Here is a 24,664-nt window from a genome sequence, read left to right as displayed (position 1 = left end):
GAAAAGCGAAGAATCCTTAGGGAGAGACGCCCGGTGCCGCTGGACAGTCGAAGGCGAATACCTATTTTCGGACAGTTCTGAATTCAAAGGTGATTCGGCTGATGTCGGAGTATCCGCGCCTTCGATACGCGATGGACGAAGTCCGTGCCGCAGGGAAAAGCCTTGCTGGCCCGGTGTACTTCACCCGGCAAAACAACGCCGATGCGATCGCGATATTCTCCATAGCCAATTCATGGCGTGACTCCCACATTTACCCCATGCGTAGCATCCGTGCTTCGGTGCGGATTGCCATGCGGCAGGCCTCCATTCGAGGAGACATGGCCGCACGGCCGAAACGGATGTCGTCAATCCGGCGCAAGCTCGCCGAGACGACGATCCGGCTCGACCAGATGCAGGACCTCGGCGGGTGCCGGGCGATCCTCAATGACATCGATGGCGTGAACCGCCTCGTCGAACGCGTGCGCGAGCGCTGTCCGCACGTCATTCGCAAGGAATGGGACTACATCCAGAAACCCAAGGACGATGGCTACCGCAGCCACCATCTCTCCATGGAGTTTACGCCCGCGAAGCAGGAGGACGAATCCTACGCCGGTCGCCGCATCGAGCTGCAAGTGAGGACCCGCCTACAGCACTCCTGGGCGACCGCTATCGAGGCCGTCAGCCTCTATCGCAACCAAGACCTGAAGCACCACAAGGGAGACGGCGACTGGCTGCGGCTGTTCGAACTTGCTTCCGCTGAGTTCGCGCATGTCGAGCGCAGCCCGCTTCCGGCCGGGGTTCCGGATCGAGCCGAACGTATCAAGGAACTGAAGGATCTCAACGCCAAGCTCGGTGCCGTGAGCATGCTCCAGAACATCAAGGCCGCCACCCATTTCGCCGAGAATTTCACCCATGACCGCGGCCGCTATTACCTCCTGCGGTACAGGCCGGATCACACCGTCAAGATCGAGACCTATATGGGCACGTTCTCCGCAACGGGCGCGCTTGAGCTTGCCGAAAGGGCGATCGAGGTTGGGGAAAGCCAGGATAAGGTCGTCCTCGTCGAGGTGGACAAGATCGACAAGCTGGTTTCCACCTACCCGAACTATTTCGGCGACGTCAGCCTATTCATCCGCAACCTGCAACTCGCCTGCAGCGGACAGTCAGGCATCGAATACACCTTGGCTCCACAGGAAGTGGTCAGGCCGAAGGAGGTGCAGCAGCCTGACTACGGAGCCCTGCGCAGGCGTTATACGCGTTGGATCGAGCCGCGACGTTGATCCGGGCACGGGGTGGCGAAATGGGGGGTAAGCATGCAGGAATTCGAAGCCGCACTGATGGACCGTTACGTTGCATTCAACATAGCCGTCGCCGTGGCAGGCATCACAATGTCCGGCTATCTCGCACAGCGCATGCGGCCGGGGTTCCTGCTCGGGACACTGGGCTTCGCACTGGCGACGGCCCTCGCTCTTTTCGTAGCGGCGGCTGCTACATGGCTGGCGGCGGCGTTCATGACTCCGGGGCTGGCCGGACGCTCTTGGGCGGTGCCGCTCGGCGCGGTCGCGTGGTCATTCGCGACAGGCGTTGAGTTCGCGACACTTGGCATCTCCGTGGGGATGCTCGCCTACCTAGTTCTCAGACTAAGGTTTCCGGCCAGACAGGCACAGTCATGATGGCGTGCATGGGCAGGATCAGCTGGAGTGCCCTCATTTCCGCCGCAATGCTCGTCCTCCAGTCGCGACCGCTGCTTGCGGCCAGCGATCCGTCCAGCGGCGCTTCCGACTCCTGGCTGACGGGCTGGCCCCTTGCCGTCATGACCGCCGTGACGACGACGGCTGGCACTGTTCTAGTTACTTACGCCAACCATCGGCTGACTATCGCCAGGGACAGCCAGCAGGAGCGCGACAGGCACGCCACCTACGTCGCCACCCGGGTGGTCTGCATGTTGGACCCGTTCGTGCTTCACTGCGTTGACGTAATCCATGACCAGGGCGAGTACGTGGACGACGAACTGACCCCGCAAGTCGACGCCCCGGAACTGGAATTCCCGGCCGACCTCGACTGGAAAACCCTGGACGCGGCCCTCATGTACCGCACCCTGTCCCTGCCCAACGAAATCGCGGTCGCCGACAGCATGATAGTCGCATTCGCGCAGCACTCCGGGCCGCCGAACTGGGACGAGGTCCGGGAGGAAAGGCGCTACCAGTACGGCCGCGTCGGCCTCCACGCCCTCGATCTCGCCGCCGACCTGCGGCGACGCTACAAGCTGGACCAGCCCGACTTCACCCGCTGGAATCCTCGCGACACACTCGACATTGCCTACAGCAACGAGGATGTCAGGCGTAAGAAAGCGAGCGAAAGCATCAAGAACATGATCGCCAACTCGGATAGGAAGAAGGCAGTCGCCCAGCCGGACCCGCTGTAGGGATCGAAACCGGATGAGCGACGCCTATCTGCAGGGAATACTGGCCCGCGAGGCCGTCGATACGGGTCTATATTCACCGGTAAGAAGCGTTCAGGCAACGCTGACGCCCGTGATTTCGGGCTGGGCGGGCAATAAGCTGCTTTCGGTGAATCCGAGCGGGTCTTTCGCGAAGGGAACCGCCAACCACAGCGGCACGGATATCGACCTGTTTATTTCGCTGTCAGAAGACACCGCCGAAACGCTGCAGCAGATATACGAATTGCTATTTAAGAAGCTTACCGCGGTCGGCTACGCGCCCAAGCGCCAGAATGTTTCCATCAACATCCAGGTTAATGGCTACGATGTGGACCTAGTTCCGGCGAAGCGGCAGAACTCGCTATCGAGCGATCACAGCCTGTATCGCCGCCGCGCCAATACCTGGACGAAAACTAATGTTCAGACGCATATCGCGACCGTCTGGGCAGGCGGCCGCCAGCAGGAGTCGCGCCTTATTAAGCTGTGGCGAGACCAGAAGGGTCTCGATTTCCCGTCCTTCTATGTTAAGAAGCTTACCGCGGTCGGCTACGCGCCCAAGCGCCAGAATGTTTCCATCAACATCCAGGTTAATGGCTACGATGTGGACCTAGTTCCGGCGAAGCGGCAGAACTCGCTATCGAGCGATCACAGCCTGTATCGCCGCCGCGCCAATACCTGGACGAAAACTAATGTTCAGACGCATATCGCGACCGTCTGGGCAGGCGGCCGCCAGCAGGAGTCGCGCCTTATTAAGCTGTGGCGAGACCAGAAGGGTCTCGATTTCCCGTCCTTCTATGTCGAGCTGGCCGTGATCGAGGCGCTGCGCAACACGAACCACGCTACCCTGAGCGAGCGGGTACTCGCGTGCCTCATATATCTCCGCGACCGCTTGCCGAACGCCCGGTTCGTCGATCCGGCCAACACCAACAACGTAATTTCGGACGACCTGACCCCCGCTGAGAAACAAAGGATCAGCGCCGCCGCAGCGCAGGCGATCAACGGTACATGGGGGCAGTTTGTCAAATGAGCGGATGGTCGCTGCACGAATTGCTCGCCGGGCTCCACGACAAGGTCGAGCAGAGCTTGAATCAGGCGCGCAAATCGTTCGCCCATTCCGGCACGAAGGGCGACGCGAGCGAAGCCGTCTGGGTCGATCTGCTGAACACTTATCTGCCGAAGCGGTATCAGGTGGATACCGCTCATGTCGTCGATAGCCACGGCTCGTTCAGCCAGCAGATCGATGTCGTCATTTACGACCGGCAGTACACGCCTTTGATCTTCGAGATGCACGGCATCAAGATCATCCCGGCCGAAAGTGTCTATGCTATCTTTGAGGCGAAACAGACGATCAACGCGATGTATGTGGGCTATGCCCGCGACAAGGCAGCCAGTGTCCGCAAGCTCGATCGGACCAGTCTGGCGGTTCCATGGCTCGGCGGCAAGGCCGAGGCTAAAAAGCCACACCACATTCTCAGCGGCATCCTAACATTCGAAAGCGACTGGAGCCCGCCCATGGGCAAAACCATGACAGACCTGCTCGACAGCGCCCCGGATGAAAGCCTGCTCGATATCGGATGCGTGGCCGCGCACGGCTGGTTCGGCCGCGGCGTAGACGGGCAGACCGCGGTGACGCCAGGCGGCAAGCCCGCTACCGCCCTCCTGATGGAACTGATCGCCCGGCTGCAGGAGATTGGAACCGTTCCCATGATCGACGTCCGGGCCTATGCACGGTGGTTGATTGAATAACGCAAGATCCGGCGACGATTGGTGGTGACGGGGTGGCGGAGCGCAGTGATGTCAGGCTCCGTGGCTAAACGTTTCGCGCTCGAACCATGTACCCGCTATCCCGCTCTCGAGACCAGTTCTCACAGCGTAATGCAATAAACCCTTTGACCCCCCAACCGCAAAAACGTCGGCGCTTTGATTGAGAGCTTCGGATTCTTGCCGCCTTCGGACTTCAGCTTACCATCAGCTCTAAGCCGCTGAAGAACCAACTGGCAGTCCGGACCCAATGCCTGCTGAAAGTTCTCGGTCGGCACATAGTACGTCGCGACTTTCTGGACGGTCTTGCGATACGCGAACGGCAGATCCCAAAAAAGGAGATCGGGACCCGCGCTAAGGTCTTTTGTCCTGTCCGTGTTCTTCTCAAGCACTGACCGAGCGCGCCTCACCGCCCACTCAAGGTCTTTCGGCTCGGACGTGACCGTCGCTGAGCTGGCTAGTTCGAAGATGCTTTGTACGGCCTTGGCAACCGGCTGCTCAAGAGCAGGAAGCGCTCCCCATTTGCGGGCGAGCCGACCTGCGGCATAGGTCAGAGCAAATGTGTTGACCACTCGGGCTGGTGCCGTCTTGGATGGAATCCAGGACCGAAATTCGTCGATGAACAGCCTAATTTTTTCGCGAAGAGCGTCCGCACCTTGGTCCTTGACGTGTTCCGCCACAGCTCGCACGAACTTGCGCCCCGCTGTGCCATACTGCTGATCGCAGAACTCTCTCAGCTTGTTCATGGCCTCCAGCGGCTCTGAGAAGCCCTCGGGACACACCTTCATGATCTTACCTTCGAACGCTATGGTGCAGGTACGGCTTCCTACGGCAGCAACAGTATCAGCTGCAGCCTTCATCGCGTCCTTCGATGCTTCGTTCGCTGTGGTTAGAAGGGCTACCCTCACGCCCTTGTCCGGTTCCTGCCCCGGCCTGCGTCGGCCCGAAGACGATGAGTGTTTAAACGCCATCTTGCCTGACAATTTGAGCGACGCGTCCATTTCATTTTGTTCATCAAGGAGAAGCATCGAATCGCGGCGGGGCCTTCGTAGTTCGTCGAACGACATCTCGCTGAAGTTGAAGCTATCGCCACCGCCCACATCGCTGTTCGGGTTTCCTGCGTGGACGCTCGTCGCCAGGATCGCGAACGTGGTTTTCCCGCATTCCGGTTCCCCTACAAGCTCGACAGAAGGGTTGACGATGTAAGAAGGGGCAAAACGCAGCAGCGGGCCAACAAAAGCGTAGCTCAGCAAAAAGGTCGCCAGTGGTTCGCCGCCAACGATCTTTTCGACACCGGCTTTCCATGCCGCAAGTTCCCCAAGCGGTGTAAACCGGCCGTCAGGTTCGAAGGTGATCAAGATTTCGCTGTCGAGGCCGTCTTCTCGAATAAGCGTACCGTCGCCAAACACGTAAATATTGTCAGCCATCCAGCCCGGGCTGCTGGCCACGAGGGCTTCGCGAATGGTCGGATACTCATCCAACGCAGCCAACATAGCTTCTTGGGGCTTGCGCGAATGAAAGCCGAATCCGCTTTTCACCAGAGCGCCGAAGACCTTCTTCGGGTTATCAAAGAGATCGTCGGCCGAGAACCACAGCGCGATGCTATCCGTCCCGTAGCGATAGTGGATTTGGCCTTCTTGGTCACGCACCTTGTCGAGAATGCGCGGGCCGTTTGCCAATTGGTCAGTCCCGTTTTTTTCCTGATCTGCGCGGATCTCTTTTTCGGGATTTCCCACCTTCCCACCTTTCCCACCCATTCGGGTGCTTTGTCGAAAATTGGCATTAGGCATGGCCGGTGCCCCCAGTTGCAGTTATTAAGACCTCACCTCCAACATGCCCCCCGAGGCCATCAACCACGCCCCCGACGCCGTATTCCGAGGAATTCGCGAACCACCTCGCGCAAATCGGCAGCCATGAACTGACGCATCAAGCCGGGCTGAAAGCCCCTTAGGATCATGAGTTCGGCCACGCCGTGCTGCGCGTACCACTGAAGCCATTCAGCGCGTTCGGATGCCTGCATCTTGTTGCGCTGCCGATTTCGCTTACCGCGCCTATCCTCGTAACCGACCCGTTCCTCGGCCGCGAACTTGGTGAAGTACAAGCCGGAGCCCCCGCTGTGGTAGACCGGGTCAATGTGAGAGTCGTGGCGAGGGCTACCGGGGACCACCGCCGATAGTTCATCACGCGTCGGACCCTTGATGATCATATGGACGTGCGGCTCGAAGAGCCGTGCACCGTCCTCTTCGATCAGCGATACCTCGACGATGCCGAAGACCGTGGGTTTGAGCCCGGCCTTGCGCAGCCGTCGATGGATCGTGGTGACCATCCTCAAGGCGGCCTCAGGCCGAAACTGGTCAAGTGATCCAACCGGCTGCCGGTGGCCGATCTTAGCCAGCGCCACCGTATGCACGTTCTCGCCGACGGCGAACAGCGGTGCAATTTTCGTCAGGACGGTCAGCCGGGCGCGGAAGCGCTCATAGACGCAGGCACTTTTCGCCGGACCTTGGTGGAGACTATCGAACCCCGGATGAATGGAAGCCTTATAAGAGCGAACGTCGAGACCCGCAGCCCTGACGTCGTGGACGGCGTTGGCCTGCTTCGTCGCCAGCCCGGCAACGGAAAACCTTGCGAAGGATGCGTTGCCCTTATGGCGACGTCCAGCCGCTTCTGCCGCAGCCTTCGCCTCCTTCACGATGGCCTTCAGCCGGTCACGGATATCGAACTCGTGGTCATAGATGAACTTGGAGAGCTTCATGTCGTATCCGGGGGCAGAGCTGCTTCGTGACGCAGCGGGTGAACAAAGAAAAACCGGCGATCTTCTAGGTCGCCGGTTGATGTCTCGACAGCTATTTGGGCTCGGGAATCCTGACGCGCAGCCGGATCTGATGTTGAAGCTCGAATGCCGCTGAGCCTGTCAGGAACCATCCGCCTTTTTCCCGCTTGAGTGAGAGAAGATGGGACGCATGCGCCAAGATCAAAAACATCTTCATGCAGCGCAGCAAGGACAGGCTTTGCTCTTTCCCATCAATCATCATCATCGCGGCCAGAACGTAGAAACGAATGAGGTGCTGCGGGTATTCGACTATTCCCGCAGCACGGTGGTCGCTGCTGTCGGGGTAAATGAGGCTTTGTAACAGCTCCTCGATGTCCAGCAGTTCGAAGCGATAATTTTCCTTCAGACTGGTTTTCATCCCAATAATTCTGGTGTGCGCCACGGCCGTGATGTAACGCGTTTCCGGCGACCCGATTTGGTCGAAGATGTAATCGAGGGCCACGCCTATTTCAGTCATTTCTTTCATTTTTGCGTCTCCGAGTTTTGCGCATAGCTACGCCCCACCCGCGCTTTACGAGCGAGATCAAACGATGCGGCTTTTTGTTTGATGGGCGGCCCGATACCCGGCCATTGCTATGTCTCGATTGCTGCCATCCGCACTCCTTGTTTGTTGTGCAGCGCAGATGGCACAGATGGGAGTCCGTGACTCGCGTAAAGGCGCGTAATTACGCGGTTGGAGGGATCGGTTTCTTCAGAACCCCCTTGAGACCCGGCCGCAGCTTAATTTTCTTCCAAGCGTCCTGTAGATTCCTGCGGACCATTGTCAAAGACGTCTTCAGTCCGGCCGCCTCCAAGTCCGCAACAAGTTTCGCCAGAGCCTCCGCGTTCTCTTCTGCACGAGGGTCATAGTCATAATGTTGCGCGGCCATAACGAGGATCATCCTGTCCAAAGTCGGCTTGTCGCGCGAGGCATTTTTCCCGCCCAAGCCCTCACTTCCCTTTGGAAGGAGGAGCTCGTTCTCGAAAGAGCTTGGAAAATCGATAGCCATTCTGGTGCAAAGTCCCTTCAGCTTGTTACGTTCGATTCCCTTCGGTATCTCCCCCAATTCGATGGCCCTGTTCACTATCGACAGAAGCCCACGGAAATTGTTTGCGAACGGTGATTTCCTGAACGGCTTTAAGCTTCGAACGTTGACGTGCTCGGGGTCCTTGTCGAGCGAAAGCGCCACCGTTTCCTCGGCGGTCCATTTCGACAGGCGGCCCCAGTATGCGTAGTCGGGCCGAGCAGCTTCTCGTGAGAAGAACCTGCCCTTGTCGAGTAGCAGCTCGTAGAGATTGTCCAGCTTGGAAGGGCTAAGGGACCCCAGCCGCTGCTCCTCCTTGAGGAGCGGTTCGAGCATCTGCCTAAGCCGCTCAGCGTCGGCTTGAGAGAGCTTTGTTTCGCCGTCCGGCCCCTCGCTGTTATCGACAGGGAGCCAGACTGTCTCAGACTCATAGCTAAGGTGCTCGGCGGCTGTGTTCAGCCAGTCCTCGGTGAATCGAGGGCCTTTTGCGTCGGCGTGGGCAACCGCCCACAACATGGCTTGTTGGTCTGGAAATTGGGGTTCGAGGAGGGCAGTGATCTTGCTACTGCGATCCGGCTCAATTTCTAAACGGCCGCCTACCGGTCTAGCGGTTCTATTGGGGAGGGTTCTCATTGTGCGCTTCCCATATCGGAGGTGCTCCGCAAGCGATAGAAGGGCAACTTTTCTATCTCCGCTGCCATTGTCTTTAGAGTGACCTCGCCGTAGGTCTCAGCCACCGTCCGGGGTGCCTGCCCCTGAATTGCGTCAAGGATGCGCGGCGGAATACCGGCTTCCATTCCAACCGTCTTGAAGCGATGCCGCCAACCATGGTTGGGGGCAACGTTGGGGTCGGAAACGAAACTGCGCCCGAATTCGGCAAGACGGTTCTTAAGGCCTCGCCGCGCGCCTCGACTGTCTTCGGTGGGATCAACATTCAGGAACAGATGACCGCTGCCAGATTGCTCGACAAATTTAGGAAACCCGAGCTCGATGAGCTGCTCATGGAGAGGTACATCGCGGGCCTCATTCGTCTTGACTGTTCCAGCCTCGGGAGTGATGCGAATTATCCAGAAACTGTCGCGTGTGAAAACATCCTGTTTTCGCAACTGAGCCAGTTCGCCCACCCGGGCTCCCGTGAATGCGCACAGCCACGGAATCCAGCGCTTGGCAGCATAGGTCCTCTGACTTTCCTGACCTCGCTGATGCGCCATAGCGCCGGATAGAATGGCCGCGGCCTCCTCGTCCGAAAGGCTCTTCGATCTGAGCCGCGCCGTCTTTCCTACCTTCAAGGTCACGCCTGCTGCCGGGTTATGGGTGACAAGCCCGTTTGCAACGCCCCAATCAAAAACAACTTTCAGGGCGGACAGGTTGCTGTCCTTGACTGTCTTGGCGGAAACCATTTTGCCCGTCTTAGGGGAGGGGGTGCTCAGCCGATGATTTTTGAATCCGATCACGTCCTTGGCTGTGACTTTCGTCGCATCGTTGTGGTCGAGGAAATCGGCAAGATAGGCAAACGCATTGCGATAGCTGTCATAGGTACTCGGTTTCCGGCCTGCCGCTTTGTTTTCTATCCACCATCCTTCAACCAATCCCATCAGCGTGGCTGATCCAGGTTTCGTCTTAGCGGTCGTAGCTTTGGATGATCGACCGTCCGCTGGTCGAGATTCTGCCGAACGATGAGTTAGACCGGCTGGCTGCGGTTCTGATTCATAGTCCCCGCGTTCTAGCTTTTGCAGCGTCAAGCTGGCACGTTGGAAAGCAGCGCCGACAGCCCGCGCGGTTCTCGTGATGCTCCATGGATCGGTTGGAAAACCATTCTCGACAAGGATGTCTTTGGCCCTGCTGATGCATCCAGCACGCATCGATTTCCAAAAGATATTCTCGATCGGCATTGTTCCTGGAATCGGGTCGGCGACCCCTTCCACCCCAGGAATCGGATCGGTCGAAGGCAGGGGATAATCCGTCCACATGCCCTCGTAGAACTCGGGATGCCAATGCAGCTGTTCGCTGGGGTTGTCATAGAACTTTGCGAGCCATTCATCGTGAACGGTCTGCGCGAGGGAATGCGCTTCGCGGTCTGTGATGGGATGTGCGGGCGACGCTGCTTTCTCGGTGGGCTCGCCATTACCGGCACCAAGCCGAATTCGGGAGCAATCAGCTTCGAATTCCGCGAGCACCTCTATATATTTTCGCTTGGCCTCTTCAGGGTCCTTCGTGCCGAGCGTCTTGTTGACCTCCTTGCGGCCCGTCAGCGCCACTATGTCCGCGGGTAGGCGCTTTCGAAACCAGTAAACGCCGGTCTTTGGATGTTTGACAGGACGGCTCATAGCAAGGACCATGTGTAACACCCGTGTGTAGCACCCGGGCAGGCCTAAGCATATAATTTTGCTAGTTTTTCAACTGCGTCAACACCTTAAGAAGGTGATGGTGCCCAGAGGCGGAATCCAAGCAAAGCAAATTTGACTTTATTTTCAAATGCCTGGGGTCGCGGATCGACGGCGTTAACCAACAGACATACCAATAAAATATTTCTGTGGATTGGTTCGGTTCCCGAACATTACAAACTGCCCCTCTCAGAAACCGATCGCTGTTCTAATGAACCTTAGCCAAGACTGGATCGTCCTCTCGATCACGCCCATAGCGCCGTGATCGTCTGAGGCGATCAAACTCGGGTTTTCGCCGGAAACTGCGCAATGCGAGACTCAAAACAATAAGGCAGGTCAAGTCATTTGAATCACTTGAGTCTGTTCCCCGGACAAACCTGCTGGCGGCGGAGAGAGCGTCTTTCGAGCTGACCTCCACGGCCAGTGGCCGTCTTGCGGCAGCTCGCTTGCCCTTTCCACCGGAGCTTCGGGGAGGGGAGGGGGAGGGCGTTGCGCGGCGGATATTGGCAGCGTTGGTAACCGATTGCTGATGGGCAGCCCTCTGCCTATTGCCCACATGTCCGGTACAAACCGTCACCTCAGTCTCTTCTTCGCGGCAAAGCAACAGCTCCGGAGCCCTGCACGTACAGCCACGGTCTGCATCGTTGGATACGGTGCCGACCATCTGGTAACCCAAACAAGCCCCGCACTGGGTCGATGCGCCGGGGCTTTGGCCTTGCGGCAGATATCCAATATGACGGCCCAACGCTTCCCGGTCCCATTGGTCGAGGCTTGCGCCGTCGATGCGAACCTTTCCGGCGGCCGGGGCCATGCGCCGACAGTAGCGCGCGAGAGCGTCGACTTGCCGGAACCGATGCGCCGATGACGCCCAGCGCGCTTCCCGCCTGAATGGCAAACGCAAGGCCGGTCTCGGTCGGCTTGCTTTCGCCGGGCGGAAAGATTGTCACGCCCTCGACGCGCAGTTCGCGTTCAGGTGCAGGCATAGGCATGACAGGAGCAGTTTCGGGGATCTTTGCCAGGGCGTCCAACAGATCGCGTTTGAGACTCCATCCGTCTCCTCATGCTCCATTCTCCTGGGTCCCTTACAGACCCGGGTTCGAAGCATGCTAGATGGCACATCTGACGCTAGGGAGCGGCCGCGCTTGTCGATGCGGTCTATCCCAGCCGAGGGGCGCCGGGTCGATATGCCGATAGAACAGGCGCGCCTCGATTCTACTCGAGTCAGGCTTGGGCCAATCGGGCGCAATCGCCGCCTTGATCGACTATGAAAAGGGCGCAGGGAATGCCGAAATAGTAGGCCTGCAGATGCAGGAAGTCGAGATGCCTGCTCCCCCGCAGAACGATGGCGTCGTAGTCGTCGCAGGCCGCGTCGTGCCGCGGCGTACCAACTTCGCTCGTGACTCCAAATCTGCGGAAGCCTCTCTGAATCACACTAACCTGTGACAGACCACCAATTATACGCCGTCGTTCACCTGAACTGCCCTGAGGTCACCGCTGCTCCTTCACGCTGAAAGTGCGGTAAATCGAGGTGCCCAACTGAGCCCCCATCAGTGCTCGACGAGGAAGAGCATGGTTGGGTTAGACGCCTGTTGGGCATGGGCCGCATATCCACCCCATGAATGCACTCAATCCAAACAATCAAATTTACCGATCCGTCAAGATGCTGCATAGCGCATTAATTGAAAGCGCATGTCCCGTGCTTTCGCGCTCACGTTTTCCGGATTGTTCTACATTTGTGCCACGCTAACCTTGACAGGGATCTATTATGCGCATTTGCGGTATCAAGCTAACGCACGACGGGGCAATCGCTGTCGTCGAGGACGGCCGATTGATCTTTTGCATCGAGCAGGAGAAACTCAATAATAACCCACGATACCAATCCATTGATCGTCTTGAAACGATTACTGCCGCCTTAGCGGAACATGGCCTCGATCCGCGCGATATTGACCGGTTCGTCATCGATGGCTGGGACGGTGAGATCGAATCGGAATTCCAGGTTGTCAGTGAGGGTGCCCCGGTCACTCTCCACGGGGCACCATATGTAGAGCGGGACGCTAATGGTCCCCTGACAGCCTATCACAGCTCGGGCCTCATGCTCGGCGGCGGGGCATTTCCTTATGAAAGCTATCCGCATGTCATTGGCCACGTAGCTTCCGCATACTGCACCAGCTCATTCGCCAAAGCAAAACAACCCGCCTTTTGCCTGATATGGGACGGCTTCATCTTCCCGCGGCTTTACTACGTGGAACCAAGCGGAGTCCGGTTTGTCAGATGCCTGTTTCCGATTATAGGCCATGCCTACGCCGCAGCGGGCCAACACTTCGGTCCCTATAGACAGGAAGTGCGGACCGGCTGGAATCTAGATATAGCCGGCAAGCTGATGGCCTATATCGCGCTAGGGGCTGTTCACGAAAATATCGTCTCTGTATTTCAAGAGCTTTATAACGAACACTTCGCCGGCGACACAAAGATTGGCCTCGAATACAGGAGCAGCAGCCGCTGCGAAGACGCGCTACTCGCAGCTGTGCATGTTTTCTTCGATGTAAGCGCGTCGCGCCTAGTCGCCGAGAGACCCGAGGACATACTTGCTTCATTTCATGCCTTTCTCGAGCGCCTTCTTGTTCGCGAGATGACAATCGCGCTGCGGCAGTCGGTTCCCGGGACGCGAAACCTGTGCATCGCCGGGGGATGCGGGCTGAATATCAAATGGAACAGTGCACTTCGCGCGAGCGGTTTGTTCGATACAGTCTGGGTACCTCCGTTTCCAAACGACAGCGGGTCGGCGATCGGTGCTGCTTGCTGCGCCCTAGCCGCCGACAAAGGCTTCGTCCACCTCGATTGGTCGGTCTACAGCGGGCCAAACATGAACCATGGCTCCGTGCCCCCTGGATGGCATGCTGCTCCATGCAGCTTAAAAGAACTTGCCAACGTGCTCGCCGACGACAAGCCTGTCGTTTTCCTCTCAGGCCGTGCAGAGCTTGGTCCACGTGCGTTGGGAGGCAGAAGCATCCTGGCGGCCGCGACTTCGCCGCAAATGAAGAACCACCTCAACAACGTAAAAGGTCGAGAGCACTTCCGGCCGGTAGCGCCAATATGCTTGGAGGATCGTGCTCATGAGATATTCGAACCCGGCACGCCGGATCCTTACATGCTGTTCGATCATCGAACACGTTTGGAGTGGAAAGAGAAAATTCCGGCAATCGTTCATCTCGACGGCACTGCGCGATTACAGACAGTTTCTAGAAAATCTGATCACCCAATTGCAGAGCTCCTGGTCGAATATGAGCAACTCACTGGGATTCCGCTGCTCTGCAACACGAGTGCCAACCTTAACGGACGTGGGTTCTTTCCGGATGCCGCGGCAGCCTGCGAGTGGGGACGGGTGGACCACGTTTGGTGCAATGGGCTGCTGTTGACCAACGTGAAAGGTACATGACCGGTTGGCACCTGACCGTCCGCTTCCGCCTGAGGGTTACGTGCGTGTGGCCGAATGGCGGATGATCCCTATGAAGGTAGTTTTATGAGATTGTATGCGAAAATCTTTGCTGCAGCGGGAGCGTTGCTCGCTGCCTGGCCGGTCATGGCCAATAACGCGGTTGTGGGTGAACCGGTGTCCTACAATCCCGATTTCTCTTTCGTCGGCGGCGGCCTCATCATTGACATCGAGGCCAACGAGCTAGTCCGGCAGGAAATCTTCCTGGCGGGCTCCGTCGAATGCTTAGCATCTCGACAGCTTTGGCGGCTGGACCTCGTATCTTGCCGCTGGACGAGCCACAGGCCGGTTTAAACGCGACCGAAGACAGCCGAGGTCACCGGCAAGCGAGAAGCTTGGATATGCGATCCGTGATCCGTCTTTGTGACCGGACCACGGTCTTGCATTTCGGCTGCGTCCTCGCTGAGGGGACACAGGCAATGCGCTGTCGACGAGTTGAACTTCGGCGCGAAGATCAGTGGCGTCACGCCGCCGACGTGGGCAGCAATGGCGTGGGCAAGACCAGCTTGATGAACACTATCTGCGGCTGGTGAAGCCATCGCAGGCGAGATCAGATTGGATGGGGAGTGCATGGACGGCATGCCCCCTGATGAGGTCGTGCGCCGAGGTAATTCGCTTGTCCCCGAGGGCTGGGTACTGCTTCCGCACCTCTCGGTGCGCGAGTTGCCCGTGCCGCTATGGCGTTCATCGCCAACTCACGCGCCTCGGCCATCGGTGCGACGTAGTGGCCCCGACGCGAGTTCGCGGGAGCCTGGCCATCGGGTTTGACGAACCGTCGCGACGCCACCAGGCCCGCTCGCCTCATCGGGCCGGAGAGTTGACCCCGTCTGGGTGCCCGACGCCGATCATGAAGCCATGCGCGACCTGATCCGGCTGCGCAGCCGTCGTGCGACAAGTGGTGACGCGAGCGCGCCAACATCTTCAAGGATTTCTGCTCGGTCACGGGCGCTAGCATGAGGGCGGGAGGGCCTGGCGAAAGGCTTATCGGCGATGGCTTCGGCCCTCGACCATCCCGCTCAGCAGGTCGCATTTCAGGACTATGTCGATGCCGTCATGGATGCGGGACGGCGCCTGCAGCGCCCCGGTCTTTGACGCTTTGCAGGCGATGCGCGGCATCGCGGTGATTAATGCCCTGTGCCGGGCGCGGAGGTCGGTGAACTTCACACGCTTCTCAAACCCACGCCAGCTCATGGCCTATTTCGGCCTGGTCCCCGGAGAACAATCGAGTGGTGAGACCGTCTGGCGCGGCGGCATCACCGAGCCGGCAATACTCATGCCCGGCGCGCGCTGGTCGAAGGCGCCTGGGCTTACCGGATGGGAGCGCGCATCGGCCAGCATAAGGTCGACCGGATCGAGGCGCTGCCGAAAATCGTTCGCGATATCGGGTGGAAAGCGCAAGTTCGACTGTGCACCCGAAATCGTCGGCTGAGCGCGCGCGGCAAGAATGCGATCCGCGCCAAAGGCGGCGTGACCACTATTTGACAGACCGCCAGCAGAGGAGACCACAACACGGGATCAGCCTCGGCGCGACACGCGGCGCTGGAGGCGCGACAATGCCGGGGAGCCCCGTCTTCACTATCAGCCTCGACGCTCGCCACCTAGACAGAGGCAGCCCCAAACGAAACCAGGTCATGCGGCCCGACCCGCGGCCTCTTGCACCTCACATCCGCCGTACAAGTGCCTCATGCCCGCCGATCGGATCGGCGGGCATGAGAGTGGATTGATCGGATCAAAAAGGTCCGATTTTGGGATTCCGTTTGCGGTGTAGCGTGTGAGTTTGATGCATCCCCATGGCATCTCCCTCAACGGCTCGGCCAGCGATCGTCGGCGCTTGCAAGTGATCGTCGCGGACCCTGGAAGCCTAGAAGGCGTGATGAGCGGCGATGGTCTGGGCACCTCGGCAATCATGGCCGAGACCGACAAGTCCAAGACCTGTGTCTGTCGCTCGCTGGAGCGGTTCATGCGCGAATGCTTCGATGGACTGCTCCGCGACCGGTCCCGTTCGCCCGGAAGGGCGCCGGTCCCGCCGAAGCACGTCGCCGAGATCGTCCGCCTGACGCAGGCGACGCCGCCGCATGAGGCGGCCCATTGGACGCTGCGCGCGATGTCCACGGTCGCCGGCATTGAAGCGTCGACGGTGCAGGGTATCTGACATTGTCGGACATCTGACATCGCCGAATGGGAAGTGCTTGCCACTTGAAAGGTTGCTAGGTGAACCATCCGTGGGCGAGCGACGAATATGGTGGCGTTAGCGCGCGCCCGTAATCGCTGTGTCGTCAGCGTACCCTTGCTCAAGTCGGTAGATCGCAGATCCCGTGATACGACTCCAAAACCAGCGATAGACGCGGTTCTGCGATCTTTTTTCGGAGCGTTGCAGGAATCGCTTGTCTTTTGGGCCATTCGAGCTCCAGCGCGAGATGCTTGGGGCGACAGGCGATCATGAGCCTTGCGCGCCGGGTTGCGATTGGACTGGGCTTTTGCAATTTCTCGCTTTTGCTGCCCCTAAAATCTCGGTATGAAGCGGGCGGACTGGCTTATGGCCTGCCCGCATCGAAATGTTTACAAGGAATACGACTATGGCGACCGGAACGGTGAAGTGGTTCAACAGCACCAAGGGATTTGGATTTATCCAGCCCGACAATGGCGGTCAGGATGTTTTCGTCCACATTTCTGCTGTCGAACGCGCAGGCCTCTCGACCCTCACCGACGGCCAGAAGATCAACTATGAGATCGAACAGGACCGCCGTACTGGCAAGTCCTCCGCTGGCAGTCTCAGCAAAGCTGGCTGAACTTTTCTGCGTCTGCCCGACAAGAGCCGGGCAGACGTGCCACTGACTCCGATAAGAGCGGGCAAGAACATGGATCCTACGCAGACCGGGGCAGCAGATTGTGGGAAGCTGTTAATTTCTACTCCAGCAGATTCTTCTGTAGAAGATGCCGACGGCAGCTGCGCGCATCAAAACGAATCTGGAGAGATGAGACCACGCTGCGACTTCTTGCGGATCCCGGTTCCTTCGCCGCTGAATGCTAATAGCTCGCGGCGCGTTCGCGTTCCGATCTGATGGACCTCGTCATCACCTACCATAGCCGACTACCGCGACAGTAATAATACTTCGTCCGATGAGGTCTCACGGACCCAAATGTCCACTGCGCTCCGGTTTTCGAAACCATCATCATATGACTCGCCAGAGCGAATTTCGAAACAGTCTTTGAGAAGCCATTGCTGTTGGAGTTGTCGCAAGAGTGGATCGGAGCGCTGCGCAGCTCACCTCTCGAGGGTCACTTCAGCAGCCCCTGCATACGACACCGTCCCGCACAACACTCCCCTGCACCGCAGCGATCTCCAGAAAATCGGGTGAAGGCGAAGAGGCGCTCGCCGGCCTCTTCCAGGCTTCGGCCACCGCCCAGCACTTGAGCCGCCATATGCGTAGGACCTGCGGCCGTCGTACGGGCAGCGTTATTGATATTCATCCGCTTCGTAGCTTCGACCGCAATCTAACCATCTTAGGATATGTTCCTTTCGAAAAGCTGGCGAGTCGAAGAGCCAATCACGACCGTCATTGGCGTCGCACCTGATTTCCTTCAGACATGCAAGGTGGTTCGATCCGGCACCGACCGTTAAGCGGGGGGCTGTTTGAGCCGATGCCGGACCGAACCGTCTGGGGCAACGCCGGCTTTCTCGTGGGAGATTGCGATAATGTCGGGGCTAAAAGGTGGCGATAATGTGTCACGGAATCACCGATTCCAACACGCGCTTCGAAAATGTGACTAGGCGGTTGGAAGCGGCACAGAGCAGCTGGCTTTGCTAGAGGTCTGCAGTTCGGCCGCGAAAGTGCTACTTTGGCTATGGTAGAAAGATTGATGCAGCGCGACAATCAAGGGTTCTTCCGCATATTTGGTGCAGATTGCGGGATTCACGGACGGTGCGAATAAGTTCATAGAGTCGGAATCGCAGTTGACGCCGTGATTTGCCCGCGCTCCATGCCTTCCGCTCGCTGATTTCGCCCGAGCTTTCGATTGTCCAAATTCTTCCGCAGGCTGACAGGGCGGTGCTCGTCGCTCGGCCGAAGGCAATGGAAACGTGCTTCCATGTTGCGGCCGCCGAACCGGCCGCGTCCACAGTCACTACATGCGCCGGTTGACCGATCTGCCGTGGCAGGGGCGGGTTGTCGAAATTCGGCTCCACGCACGACCGTTTCGATGCGCGAATTCACAATGCCCGCGCCGGTTCACCGAGAGGCTTCCTGAGACGGTTCAGCCGAAAGCCCGGCGCACGGTTCGGCTCGGCGAAAGTCAGCTGGCGATCGGCTTCGCTGTGGGTGGCGAGCCGGGCTCGCGCCTGTCGGACAAGCTCGCCATGCCGGTGAGCGGCGACACGCTGTTGCGGATGGTCCGCGCGGCCGGGTTCGAGCCGCCGCAAGCGCCGCGGGTGGTTGGCATCGACGACTGGGCCTGGCGCAAAGGACAGTGCTACGGAACGATCATCTGCGATTTGGCGCGCGACCGCGTGCTGGATCTATTGCCGGATCGAAATGCCGGCACGGTCGCATCACGGCTTAACGCCATCCTGGCATCGAGGTCATCGCGCGCGATCGTGCCGGCGTTTATGCCGAGGGCGCCCGTCGCGGTGCTCCCGATGCAACGCAGGTCGCCGACCGCTGGCATCTTCTCCAGAACCTGGGCGAAGCGTTGCGTCTGGCCGTCGGTCGCCATCGCAAGGCGGTCAGCGCCGCCGGAAAGGCCATGGCGTCCGAGATGGCCGGAAATGCCGAAGCCGAGCCGGAACCACCGGTAGAAACTTCCCCGAAACTTGATTGCCTGCGCCAGTCGAGGCGCAACCAGCGCAGCGAGTTCTATGCTGAAATCCTTCAGTTGCGGGAGGCCGGTCTATCGCCGCGACAGATCGCGCCCCGGATTGGCATGAACGTGAGAACTGTCGAACGCTGGCTTGCAGCGGGCGGTGAGCCCGAGCACCGGCGGCCACCTTCGCGCTCGGTTCTCATGGATTCTTTCCAAGAGTATCTCGAAGGGCGCTGGGAGGAAGGCCAGCGCAACGGGTTGCAGCTGTGGACCGACAGGGGGCCATCAGGTGCTCCGCGAGGAGGGCAAAGGTCAAGACTTCGTCGCGATTGTGAATGAAATCATGCCGGGGTCGCGGTCAGCCCGAGCAGGTGACTCGTCGCGATGGCGGTCGCCACGCCACTGCGCCGGCTTTGCCAGGAGCTGATTACGCTGGTGGCCCGAGCTATCAGCACCGGCACCGCGGAGACGCCGTGGCAGACATTCTACCGTTCGATCTCATCTGCTGAAGATATACGAAACTGAGGGAATTCTATCATGAGCGCCGAGTTTCCTTTCGCGGATGAAAGAAAGCTCGATTGACTCTCCCGCCCCATTCCGGTCTCGTGAATCAACGTGCGGTTGCGGCGTGCAGAAGTCAGTCGAAGATCGCGATTCATGAGAGGAAACCCATGCGCCAAGCATCGCCCCGATGTGCACTCGACCACGTCGCGGCGCCCCGACTTACGGTCACGGCGTTTTTCGCGCTTGCCGCGTTCCGCGGCGCGTGGAAGAGCGGACCGGGCAACATGGTGCTGTAAGTGGGTCCGGTGATGCCAGCCAGGCCGGCCACGTCGCCGAATGAGGCTGCTCCCTGGGCCGCCGCTACGGCCCCGCCCGTCGTCAGCGATCAGGCACCACTGGGCTGCCAGCGCGGCCTCTTAAAGGTGCGAGTATGTCAAATCGCGAGCGTGCTATCGGGGCCGTGGAGAGATGTGGCTCGCTGCAGGCAAAGGCGGCGCCTCCTGGGACTGACGCCGCGCCAGACTGGATACACGCTGAGGAAATACGGCATCAAGATCAAGCGTCCTTGAAAGGCCGACCGAGGCAAATATCAGTGACAAATCAAGCGTTGGTGGTTTGGCGGAGCCTTGGCCCGATGACGAGTGGATGCGGATCTGAGCGTCGGCCGGTTCGACCCGGGAGGACAGCCCGCCCGCCCTCACGGGGTCAATGTGCTGACAAAGGCGGTGTGAACGCACCGTCGGTCGTCCATGTGCTCTAGACCATCAGTTCATCCGGATTCCTCTGCGACTGAAACGGAGAAAAACATGTCCGACGCAAAACTGCAGAGTGTGCTTTCGTCTCTTTCGCGAGTGGCGAGACAGTTAGATGCTCTGCCATCCGATAGACCAGCGCCGGATGCAAGTTGGGTAAAACTAAACACGAATGAGAACCCATTCCCGCTTCCAGCAATCATAATGCAAAGTGCGATTTCAGCTTTAGAAAGGCAGTATCTATATCCGGAAGACGATAACATCAGCTTGAGGGAAGCAGCCGCCAACGCCTATAGCGTCGCCATGGATCAGGTAATCGCCGGCAACGGTTCGTCTGAACTGCTTGGACTTGTCTACCGAGCTTTCCTTGCTCCGGGGGATAGCGTGGCGATGATGTCGCCAGGTTTTTCGTTTAACCGCAAGCTTGCCACGTTGCAGGGTGCTCAATTTCTCGAAATCGAATTTAGCGAAGATAATTCCTTGCCGATGGAGCAATTGCTCTTCGGTCCTGCAAAGGACGCCAAGTTCATTCTGTTAGCCAATCCGAACAATCCGACTGGAACGTTCGTTCCGGTGGCCGATATCGAACGCCTGGTAGCGAAATCGGACCGCTTGATCGTGCTGGATGAGGCCTACGTCGACTTTGCACCAGAGAATGGTCTACGCCTCATCGATCGCTATTCGAACCTTCTGGTCTTAAGGACATTTTCGAAAAGCTATGCTGCCGCCGGCGTTCGCGTCGGTTTCGGTTTCGGTCACCCTGAAATTATCGGCAGGCTACGCAACATCCAGAACGTCTTCAACATGAATGTGATCGGGCAGGCGGTTGGTATCAGCGTCCTTGCGCACCGCGCCGCCTATGCAGACAACCACAGACACATCAGGCATGAACGACGGCGAGTGACGCTCGCGCTGTCGCAACTTGGATTTTCCGTAATCCCTTCCCACGCAAACTTCTTGCTTGCCCGCGTGCCAACGGGACAGGACGGCTCATGGTGGCAATCAGCCTTTGCAAGGCAAAAAGTACTTGTTGCCGTCTTTCCCGATAAAGGTTTGGAAAATTACATCCGCGTCAGCATCGGTACAAAAGAGCAAATGGATGCGTTTCTTCGTGACGCTAGTCGTATTAGTAGAATATTGAATATGTTAACGCCCCCGCGTTAGGTTGTTAAGGCCCTGCTTTAGCATTTCGCACGCATAATTCGAGCGATTACACAAGCGAAAAACCTTTAAATTGCTTGGAATACGCAAGCAACCGGACTTGTTGCGTCAAAAAATGGAGACAATATCATGGATAAGGCCTTTCCTTCAGGCCTAGCTGTCGGAATCTTCGATCATCTGGACGAGGACGGCCCCGATATCGCCCGACAGTACGAAGATCGCCTGATGTTAGCGGAGGCGTGCGATCACCTTGGGTTCTATGCATATCATCTCGCAGAGCACCATTGTACCCCACATGGGAGAGGTCCCTCACCGAATCTGTTCTTGTCGAGCGTAGCCCAGCGAACCCGGCGCCTTCGTGTCGGACCGTTGGTAATGTTGCTTGCCCTTTATCATCCGCTACGTGCGTTTGAAGAGATCTGTATGCTGGACCAATTGAGCGGTGGCAGGCTGGAACTTGGGATAGGGCGCGGCTCGCTCCCGATCGAATTGGGTTACTTCGGGATTGGCTCGGACGCGGCGCCAAACCACTATGCGGAAGCCAGCGAAATTCTTATCAATGCGCTGAAGGGCGGCACGCTATCGTATCAAGGTCGCCATTTTGAGTTGAACAGCGTTCCGCTGACGCTAAGAACTCATCAGCGTCCACATCCGCCGACTTGGATCGCCACCAATCGACCGGAATCGGCAGGCTGGGCCGCTGCGAATGGCATGAACATAGCGTGCGTGGGACCTTCCTCTTCCGTTCGAAGAATCACTGATGCCTTCCGCGCCGGTCGAGAGCACACCGGTGAGGCGGACGACCAAGCGCCATTTCTTGGATTGCTCCGAATGGTCGTGATTGGGCGTTCTGAAACAGATGCACGTTCACTCGCCGCACCTGCTTACGAACGGTGGCTCAAGAGCTTTAAATTTCTTTATGATCTCAATAGCATGCCAACTCCACCAAACCTGCCGCTGACCTTCGATGGAGCAATCGAGAAGGAATTGTGCGTAGTAGGAACGGCAGCATCTGCGGGACAAGCTCTTCTTGATCAGCTGGAAGCGGCAGGTGCAAACTACCTCCTTTGTCAACCGGCGTTTGGGAACCTGTCGTTAGATGCTTCCCTATATACCGCAACGGCGATTCAATCCGCAATTATGGCTCGAGTTGGCTAACCCCGGTTCGAACGTTCGCTCACCCAACAACGTGCCAAGCGGCATGCTGTCGCTAGCGACGACTAGGTGCGGGTTTCGGATGACCCATCAACCGGTTGGCACAGAGGCATGCGGCTTCCTCCTCAAAGCGGCGTGTTGTTCATAGGCGAAAGCGACCGTGTATGCCGCATTCTCACCCTGATAGGGCCTTCATGTCCTAGGAGTAGACCCACGATCGCCTGCCAGACTTGATCGGATCGTTGGATACGTTCGGGCCGATCAGCTTATCGGCCCGATATCCTTCGATCCGGCAAGCGCATCGAAAACATGTTGCTTGGCTTGGCGCACGCTCGCTTTCAGCGACGCTCCAAGAGCAAGCGAGGCGGCGACTGCGCTGGCCATCATGCAACCCGTTCCGCGCATCCCTCGCGGCAAGCGGGGCGCCTCAAACCGAACTGCAGGTTGGTTCGGCTGCAAAAGCACGTCGACGCAACGGGTTCCTTGTACATGGCCGCCCTTGACGAGTACGGCGGTCCTCACCGTCCTCGATAGCTCTTCAGCCTGACGACAAGCCCCTTCTTCGTCCGCGGCCGGTGACGAGCCGGTAAACGCAGCCAGCTCGACCAGGTTAGGCGTTACAAGCCGGCAGATCGGCATCAGATCGTGGCGCAGCATATTAATGGCATCGTCCGCCAGCAGATTGCGTCCCGAGGTAGAGGCCAGGACCGGGTCGAGTACCACAGGCACTTGGCGGTTGACCAAAACAGCGCCGACTGCCTCAACAGCCGCCGATGTCCCAATCATGCCTATCTTGACGGCCGCGACATCGTTGGCAGCGAACGCGGCGCGCATCTGAGCGGCGACAAGCTCCGACGGCACAAGCTTGACGTGCTCGACAGCCGAGTGCGTCTGGACTGTCACGGCGGTGATGGCAAGACAACTGCGCAGCCCGAAGGCGGAAACCGTTTCTATATCGCGGGCAATGCCAGCTCCACCGCTGGAGTCCGATCCGCCAACGACAAGGACATGCGGTTCCCGCCTCAGCGCCATCGCTCCGTCTTTTCGATCCATTCTCGCGTACGCGCCTCGGGGTCGGCATTCAGCGTGATATCGGTGACCACTGCCGCGCTATCGGCGTCCGCCGCGAAAACACCGTTGAGCCTGTCAGGGTTGAGACCGCCAATGGCGACCAATGGGATTGGCGCTACCCGATGCTTCCATTCTCTGATCCGTTCGAGTCCCTGCGGCGCCCATTTCATCTTCTTCAGGATGGTCGGGTAGATGGGCCCAAGCGCGATATAGTCCGGCCCGGCGGCCATCGCCGTTTCCAGCTCAATGTCATCATGTGTGCTCAGTCCGAGCCTCAAGCCGGCTGCGCGTATCGCCAAGAGGTCGGCGGTCTGCAAATCGTCCTGGCCGAGATGCACGAAGTCGCAGCCTTCCTCGATTGCCAGGCGCCAATGGTCGTTGACGATGAGCTGGCAGTGGTGCTGGGCGCACAAGGCCTTTGCCTTGCGGATCTCCGCGCGCAACCCAGCCTGATACACGGTCTTGATGCGCAGTTGCACAAGCCGGACTCCGAGTGGGACCAGCCGTTCGATCCAGGCAGCGCTGTCGACGATCAGGTAGAAGGGATCGAGCTTCATGAAAAAACTGCCCTGCCAATTGTCGGCGTCGATGGCGCGGCGACGTCGCGCGGTTCGAGCATTCCCGAGCTGTAAGCTTCACGACCGGCCTCGACAGCCTTGCCGAAAGCGCGCGCCATGCCGACCGGATCAGCCGCTCTGGCGACCGCGGTGTTCAGCAGCACGCCGTCAAAGCCGAGTTCCATGACGGTTGTCGCGTGCGACGGTCGTCCGAGCCCCGCATCCACAATCAGCGGGACGCCAGGGAAATGTCCGCGCATCGAGCGCAGTGCCATGATGTTGACCGGGCCGAGGGCGGAACCGATCGGTGCGCACCAAGGCATCAAAACCTTGCAGCCCGCATCCAGCAGCCGCTCGGCGACACCAAGGTCGTCGGTGGTATAGGGAAATACCGTAAAACCGTCTTCGCACAGGATGCGCGCGGCTTCGACCAGGCCGAACACGTCCGGTTGCAGCGTGTCCTGGTTGCCGATCACTTCGACCTTGATCCAGCTCGTGCCGAACACTTCGCGCGCCATGTTCGCGGTGGTGACCGCTTCCTTGACGGAGTGGCAGCCGGCAGTGTTCGGAAGGATTCTCGTGCCGAGCGCGCGGATCAACGACCAGAATTTTTCGCCGGCCCTCCCGCCTGCCATCTCACGCCGCAACGAGACTGTCACCACCGATGTGCCCGACGCCTTGATCGCATCGGCAAGGATGGCCGGTGAAGGATACTGAGCCGTGCCGAGAAGCAGCCGCGAGGGAAGCGACGTTCCGAAAAGTTCGAACAT

At 58.7% G+C, this 24,664-nt stretch carries 24 protein-coding genes and 2 pseudogenes; 14 read left to right on the top strand and 12 right to left on the bottom strand.

Annotated elements, in window-relative coordinates:
* The first annotated feature begins 131 nt into the window (after nucleotides 1-131).
* From EB233_RS31000 to EB233_RS30975, 5 genes are read left to right on the top strand one after another with little or no spacing between them, the layout of a single operon-like run.
* Nucleotides 132-1,259 (top strand): RelA/SpoT domain-containing protein, encoded by a 1,128-nt coding sequence (locus tag EB233_RS31000; RefSeq protein WP_246298419.1) that lies wholly within the window; start codon nucleotides 132-134, stop codon nucleotides 1,257-1,259.
* A 33-nt stretch (nucleotides 1,260-1,292) separates the two neighbouring features.
* Nucleotides 1,293-1,652, top strand: a complete 360-nt coding sequence (locus EB233_RS30995; protein ID WP_064990653.1) for a hypothetical protein — start codon at nucleotides 1,293-1,295, stop codon at nucleotides 1,650-1,652.
* A gap of 8 nt (nucleotides 1,653-1,660) precedes the next feature.
* Entirely contained in the window at nucleotides 1,661-2,404 is a 744-nt protein-coding gene (locus EB233_RS30990; protein ID WP_155765384.1) for a hypothetical protein, read from the top strand.
* Nucleotides 2,405-2,417: 13 nt separating this feature from the next.
* The gene (locus EB233_RS31700) at nucleotides 2,418-3,446 is read left to right on the top strand and encodes a nucleotidyltransferase family protein (protein ID WP_179948855.1); all 1,029 of its coding nucleotides are present in this window, start codon (nucleotides 2,418-2,420) and stop codon (nucleotides 3,444-3,446) included.
* The gene (locus EB233_RS30975) at nucleotides 3,443-4,165 is read left to right on the top strand and encodes a DUF6602 domain-containing protein (protein ID WP_064990655.1); all 723 of its coding nucleotides are present in this window, start codon (nucleotides 3,443-3,445) and stop codon (nucleotides 4,163-4,165) included. Before EB233_RS31700 ends, EB233_RS30975 begins: the two co-directional genes overlap by 4 nt.
* 119 nt (nucleotides 4,166-4,284) lie before the next feature.
* On the opposite strand, the gene EB233_RS30970 is transcribed toward EB233_RS30975, so the two are convergent.
* The 6 genes and pseudogenes from EB233_RS30970 to EB233_RS32100 form a co-directional block, all read right to left on the bottom strand.
* Complete coding sequence (locus EB233_RS30970; RefSeq protein ID WP_081294179.1) at nucleotides 4,285-5,970, bottom strand: DUF927 domain-containing protein; 1,686 nt, start codon at nucleotides 5,968-5,970, stop codon at nucleotides 4,285-4,287.
* 59 nt (nucleotides 5,971-6,029) lie between these two features.
* A complete protein-coding gene (locus EB233_RS30965) occupies nucleotides 6,030-6,935 on the bottom strand; it encodes a hypothetical protein (RefSeq protein ID WP_064990657.1) in 906 nt (301 codons plus the stop codon).
* A gap of 91 nt (nucleotides 6,936-7,026) precedes the next feature.
* Entirely contained in the window at nucleotides 7,027-7,479 is a 453-nt protein-coding gene (locus EB233_RS30960) for a hypothetical protein (RefSeq protein WP_064990658.1), read from the bottom strand.
* 199 nt (nucleotides 7,480-7,678) lie between these two features.
* Nucleotides 7,679-8,650: a hypothetical protein gene (locus tag EB233_RS30955; RefSeq protein ID WP_155765385.1), complete on the bottom strand. Its 972-nt coding sequence runs from the start codon at nucleotides 8,648-8,650 to the stop codon at nucleotides 7,679-7,681.
* On the bottom strand, nucleotides 8,647-10,275 hold the full coding sequence (locus EB233_RS30950) for a tyrosine-type recombinase/integrase (RefSeq protein ID WP_244277718.1): 1,629 nt from the start codon (nucleotides 10,273-10,275) through the stop codon (nucleotides 8,647-8,649). The genes EB233_RS30955 and EB233_RS30950 overlap by 4 nt, the downstream gene beginning before the upstream one ends.
* 838 nt (nucleotides 10,276-11,113) lie before the next feature.
* A pseudogene (locus tag EB233_RS32100) lies at nucleotides 11,114-11,450 on the bottom strand (ATP-binding cassette domain-containing protein); the annotation flags it as partial.
* 716 nt (nucleotides 11,451-12,166) lie between these two features.
* Between EB233_RS32100 and nodU the strand changes: the two are divergent.
* Both nodU and EB233_RS30940 read left to right on the top strand, forming a co-directional pair.
* Nucleotides 12,167-13,837, top strand: a complete 1,671-nt coding sequence (nodU, locus tag EB233_RS30945; RefSeq protein ID WP_064987272.1) for a nodulation protein NodU — start codon at nucleotides 12,167-12,169, stop codon at nucleotides 13,835-13,837.
* A 54-nt stretch (nucleotides 13,838-13,891) separates the two neighbouring features.
* The gene (locus tag EB233_RS30940) at nucleotides 13,892-14,188 is read left to right on the top strand and encodes a hypothetical protein (protein WP_064987271.1); all 297 of its coding nucleotides are present in this window, start codon (nucleotides 13,892-13,894) and stop codon (nucleotides 14,186-14,188) included.
* A gap of 687 nt (nucleotides 14,189-14,875) precedes the next feature.
* On the opposite strand, the gene EB233_RS32095 is transcribed toward EB233_RS30940, so the two are convergent.
* Nucleotides 14,876-15,058 carry a hypothetical protein gene (locus tag EB233_RS32095; protein WP_244277719.1) on the bottom strand — a complete coding sequence of 61 codons (183 nt, stop codon included), beginning with the start codon at nucleotides 15,056-15,058 and terminating at the stop codon, nucleotides 14,876-14,878.
* On the opposite strand from EB233_RS32095, the pseudogene EB233_RS32425 reads away from it, so the two are divergent.
* The 4 genes and pseudogenes from EB233_RS32425 to EB233_RS30925 all read left to right on the top strand — a co-directional run.
* Nucleotides 15,048-15,092: pseudogene (locus EB233_RS32425) on the top strand (hypothetical protein); the annotation flags it as partial. The gene EB233_RS32095 and the pseudogene EB233_RS32425 sit on opposite strands and share 11 nt — an antisense overlap.
* Nucleotides 15,093-15,208: 116 nt before the next feature.
* Nucleotides 15,209-15,376 (top strand): hypothetical protein, encoded by a 168-nt coding sequence (locus EB233_RS32090; protein ID WP_223217963.1) that lies wholly within the window; start codon nucleotides 15,209-15,211, stop codon nucleotides 15,374-15,376.
* Between the two features lie 289 nt (nucleotides 15,377-15,665).
* Entirely contained in the window at nucleotides 15,666-16,046 is a 381-nt protein-coding gene (locus tag EB233_RS30930; protein ID WP_155765386.1) for a helix-turn-helix domain-containing protein, read from the top strand.
* A 424-nt stretch (nucleotides 16,047-16,470) separates the two neighbouring features.
* Nucleotides 16,471-16,683 (top strand): cold-shock protein, encoded by a 213-nt coding sequence (locus EB233_RS30925; protein WP_019863204.1) that lies wholly within the window; start codon nucleotides 16,471-16,473, stop codon nucleotides 16,681-16,683.
* Between the two features lie 1,504 nt (nucleotides 16,684-18,187).
* On the opposite strand, the gene EB233_RS32085 is transcribed toward EB233_RS30925, so the two are convergent.
* Both EB233_RS32085 and EB233_RS32080 read right to left on the bottom strand, forming a co-directional pair.
* Complete coding sequence (locus EB233_RS32085) at nucleotides 18,188-18,334, bottom strand: hypothetical protein (protein ID WP_244277720.1); 147 nt, start codon at nucleotides 18,332-18,334, stop codon at nucleotides 18,188-18,190.
* Between the two features lie 30 nt (nucleotides 18,335-18,364).
* A complete protein-coding gene (locus EB233_RS32080) occupies nucleotides 18,365-18,607 on the bottom strand; it encodes a hypothetical protein (RefSeq protein ID WP_019863206.1) in 243 nt (80 codons plus the stop codon).
* Between the two features lie 30 nt (nucleotides 18,608-18,637).
* Between EB233_RS32080 and EB233_RS32420 the strand changes: the two genes are divergently transcribed.
* From EB233_RS32420 to EB233_RS30910, 3 genes are all read left to right on the top strand, one after another.
* Nucleotides 18,638-19,033 carry a helix-turn-helix domain-containing protein gene (locus EB233_RS32420; protein ID WP_155765388.1) on the top strand — a complete coding sequence of 132 codons (396 nt, stop codon included), beginning with the start codon at nucleotides 18,638-18,640 and terminating at the stop codon, nucleotides 19,031-19,033.
* A 971-nt stretch (nucleotides 19,034-20,004) separates the two neighbouring features.
* On the top strand, nucleotides 20,005-21,114 hold the full coding sequence (gene hisC, locus EB233_RS30915) for a histidinol-phosphate transaminase (protein WP_027047754.1): 1,110 nt from the start codon (nucleotides 20,005-20,007) through the stop codon (nucleotides 21,112-21,114).
* Between the two features lie 126 nt (nucleotides 21,115-21,240).
* The gene (locus EB233_RS30910) at nucleotides 21,241-22,269 is read left to right on the top strand and encodes an LLM class flavin-dependent oxidoreductase (protein WP_080643865.1); all 1,029 of its coding nucleotides are present in this window, start codon (nucleotides 21,241-21,243) and stop codon (nucleotides 22,267-22,269) included.
* 258 nt (nucleotides 22,270-22,527) lie between these two features.
* Here the strand turns inward: EB233_RS30910 and EB233_RS30905 are convergent, their stop codons facing one another.
* From EB233_RS30905 to EB233_RS30895, 3 genes are read right to left on the bottom strand one after another with little or no spacing between them, the layout of a single operon-like run.
* On the bottom strand, nucleotides 22,528-23,298 hold the full coding sequence (locus EB233_RS30905) for a hydroxymethylpyrimidine/phosphomethylpyrimidine kinase (protein WP_064987267.1): 771 nt from the start codon (nucleotides 23,296-23,298) through the stop codon (nucleotides 22,528-22,530).
* Entirely contained in the window at nucleotides 23,289-23,894 is a 606-nt protein-coding gene (locus tag EB233_RS30900; protein WP_064987266.1) for a thiamine phosphate synthase, read from the bottom strand. The genes EB233_RS30905 and EB233_RS30900 overlap by 10 nt, the downstream gene beginning before the upstream one ends.
* On the bottom strand, nucleotides 23,891-24,664 hold the full coding sequence (locus tag EB233_RS30895; RefSeq protein ID WP_064987265.1) for a thiazole synthase: 774 nt from the start codon (nucleotides 24,662-24,664) through the stop codon (nucleotides 23,891-23,893). Before EB233_RS30895 ends, EB233_RS30900 begins: the two co-directional genes overlap by 4 nt.

It is taken from the genome of Mesorhizobium erdmanii, assembly GCF_013170725.1.
GTDB classification, from domain to species: Bacteria; Pseudomonadota; Alphaproteobacteria; order Rhizobiales; family Rhizobiaceae; genus Mesorhizobium; species Mesorhizobium erdmanii.
This window is presented reverse-complemented; position numbering and strand designations above follow the sequence as displayed.

Bases quoted from the DNA above. Each gene is read 5' to 3' on its own strand.
- nodU (WP_064987272.1), top strand. From the start codon at position 12,167: ATGCGCATTTGCGGTATCAAGCTAACGCACGACGGGGCAATCGCTGTC.
- EB233_RS30940 (WP_064987271.1), top strand. From the start codon at position 13,892: ATGGCGGATGATCCCTATGAAGGTAGTTTTATGAGATTGTATGCGAAA.
- EB233_RS30925 (WP_019863204.1), top strand. From the start codon at position 16,471: ATGGCGACCGGAACGGTGAAGTGGTTCAACAGCACCAAGGGATTTGGA.
- EB233_RS32090 (WP_223217963.1), top strand. From the start codon at position 15,209: ATGGGAGCGCGCATCGGCCAGCATAAGGTCGACCGGATCGAGGCGCTG.
- EB233_RS31000 (WP_246298419.1), top strand. From the start codon at position 132: ATGGACGAAGTCCGTGCCGCAGGGAAAAGCCTTGCTGGCCCGGTGTAC.
- EB233_RS32080 (WP_019863206.1), bottom strand. From the start codon at position 18,607: ATGGCGACCGACGGCCAGACGCAACGCTTCGCCCAGGTTCTGGAGAAG.
- EB233_RS30895 (WP_064987265.1), bottom strand. From the start codon at position 24,664: ATGTTCGAACTTTTCGGAACGTCGCTTCCCTCGCGGCTGCTTCTCGGC.
- EB233_RS32420 (WP_155765388.1), top strand. From the start codon at position 18,638: ATGGCGTCCGAGATGGCCGGAAATGCCGAAGCCGAGCCGGAACCACCG.
- hisC (WP_027047754.1), top strand. From the start codon at position 20,005: ATGTCCGACGCAAAACTGCAGAGTGTGCTTTCGTCTCTTTCGCGAGTG.
- EB233_RS30970 (WP_081294179.1), bottom strand. From the start codon at position 5,970: ATGCCTAATGCCAATTTTCGACAAAGCACCCGAATGGGTGGGAAAGGT.
- EB233_RS30905 (WP_064987267.1), bottom strand. From the start codon at position 23,298: ATGGCGCTGAGGCGGGAACCGCATGTCCTTGTCGTTGGCGGATCGGAC.
- EB233_RS31700 (WP_179948855.1), top strand. From the start codon at position 2,418: ATGAGCGACGCCTATCTGCAGGGAATACTGGCCCGCGAGGCCGTCGAT.
- EB233_RS30990 (WP_155765384.1), top strand. From the start codon at position 1,661: ATGGGCAGGATCAGCTGGAGTGCCCTCATTTCCGCCGCAATGCTCGTC.
- EB233_RS30910 (WP_080643865.1), top strand. From the start codon at position 21,241: ATGGATAAGGCCTTTCCTTCAGGCCTAGCTGTCGGAATCTTCGATCAT.
- EB233_RS30995 (WP_064990653.1), top strand. From the start codon at position 1,293: ATGCAGGAATTCGAAGCCGCACTGATGGACCGTTACGTTGCATTCAAC.
- EB233_RS30900 (WP_064987266.1), bottom strand. From the start codon at position 23,894: ATGAAGCTCGATCCCTTCTACCTGATCGTCGACAGCGCTGCCTGGATC.
- EB233_RS30955 (WP_155765385.1), bottom strand. From the start codon at position 8,650: ATGAGAACCCTCCCCAATAGAACCGCTAGACCGGTAGGCGGCCGTTTA.
- EB233_RS32085 (WP_244277720.1), bottom strand. From the start codon at position 18,334: ATGCCAACCACCCGCGGCGCTTGCGGCGGCTCGAACCCGGCCGCGCGG.
- EB233_RS30965 (WP_064990657.1), bottom strand. From the start codon at position 6,935: ATGAAGCTCTCCAAGTTCATCTATGACCACGAGTTCGATATCCGTGAC.
- EB233_RS30975 (WP_064990655.1), top strand. From the start codon at position 3,443: ATGAGCGGATGGTCGCTGCACGAATTGCTCGCCGGGCTCCACGACAAG.
- EB233_RS30960 (WP_064990658.1), bottom strand. From the start codon at position 7,479: ATGAAAGAAATGACTGAAATAGGCGTGGCCCTCGATTACATCTTCGAC.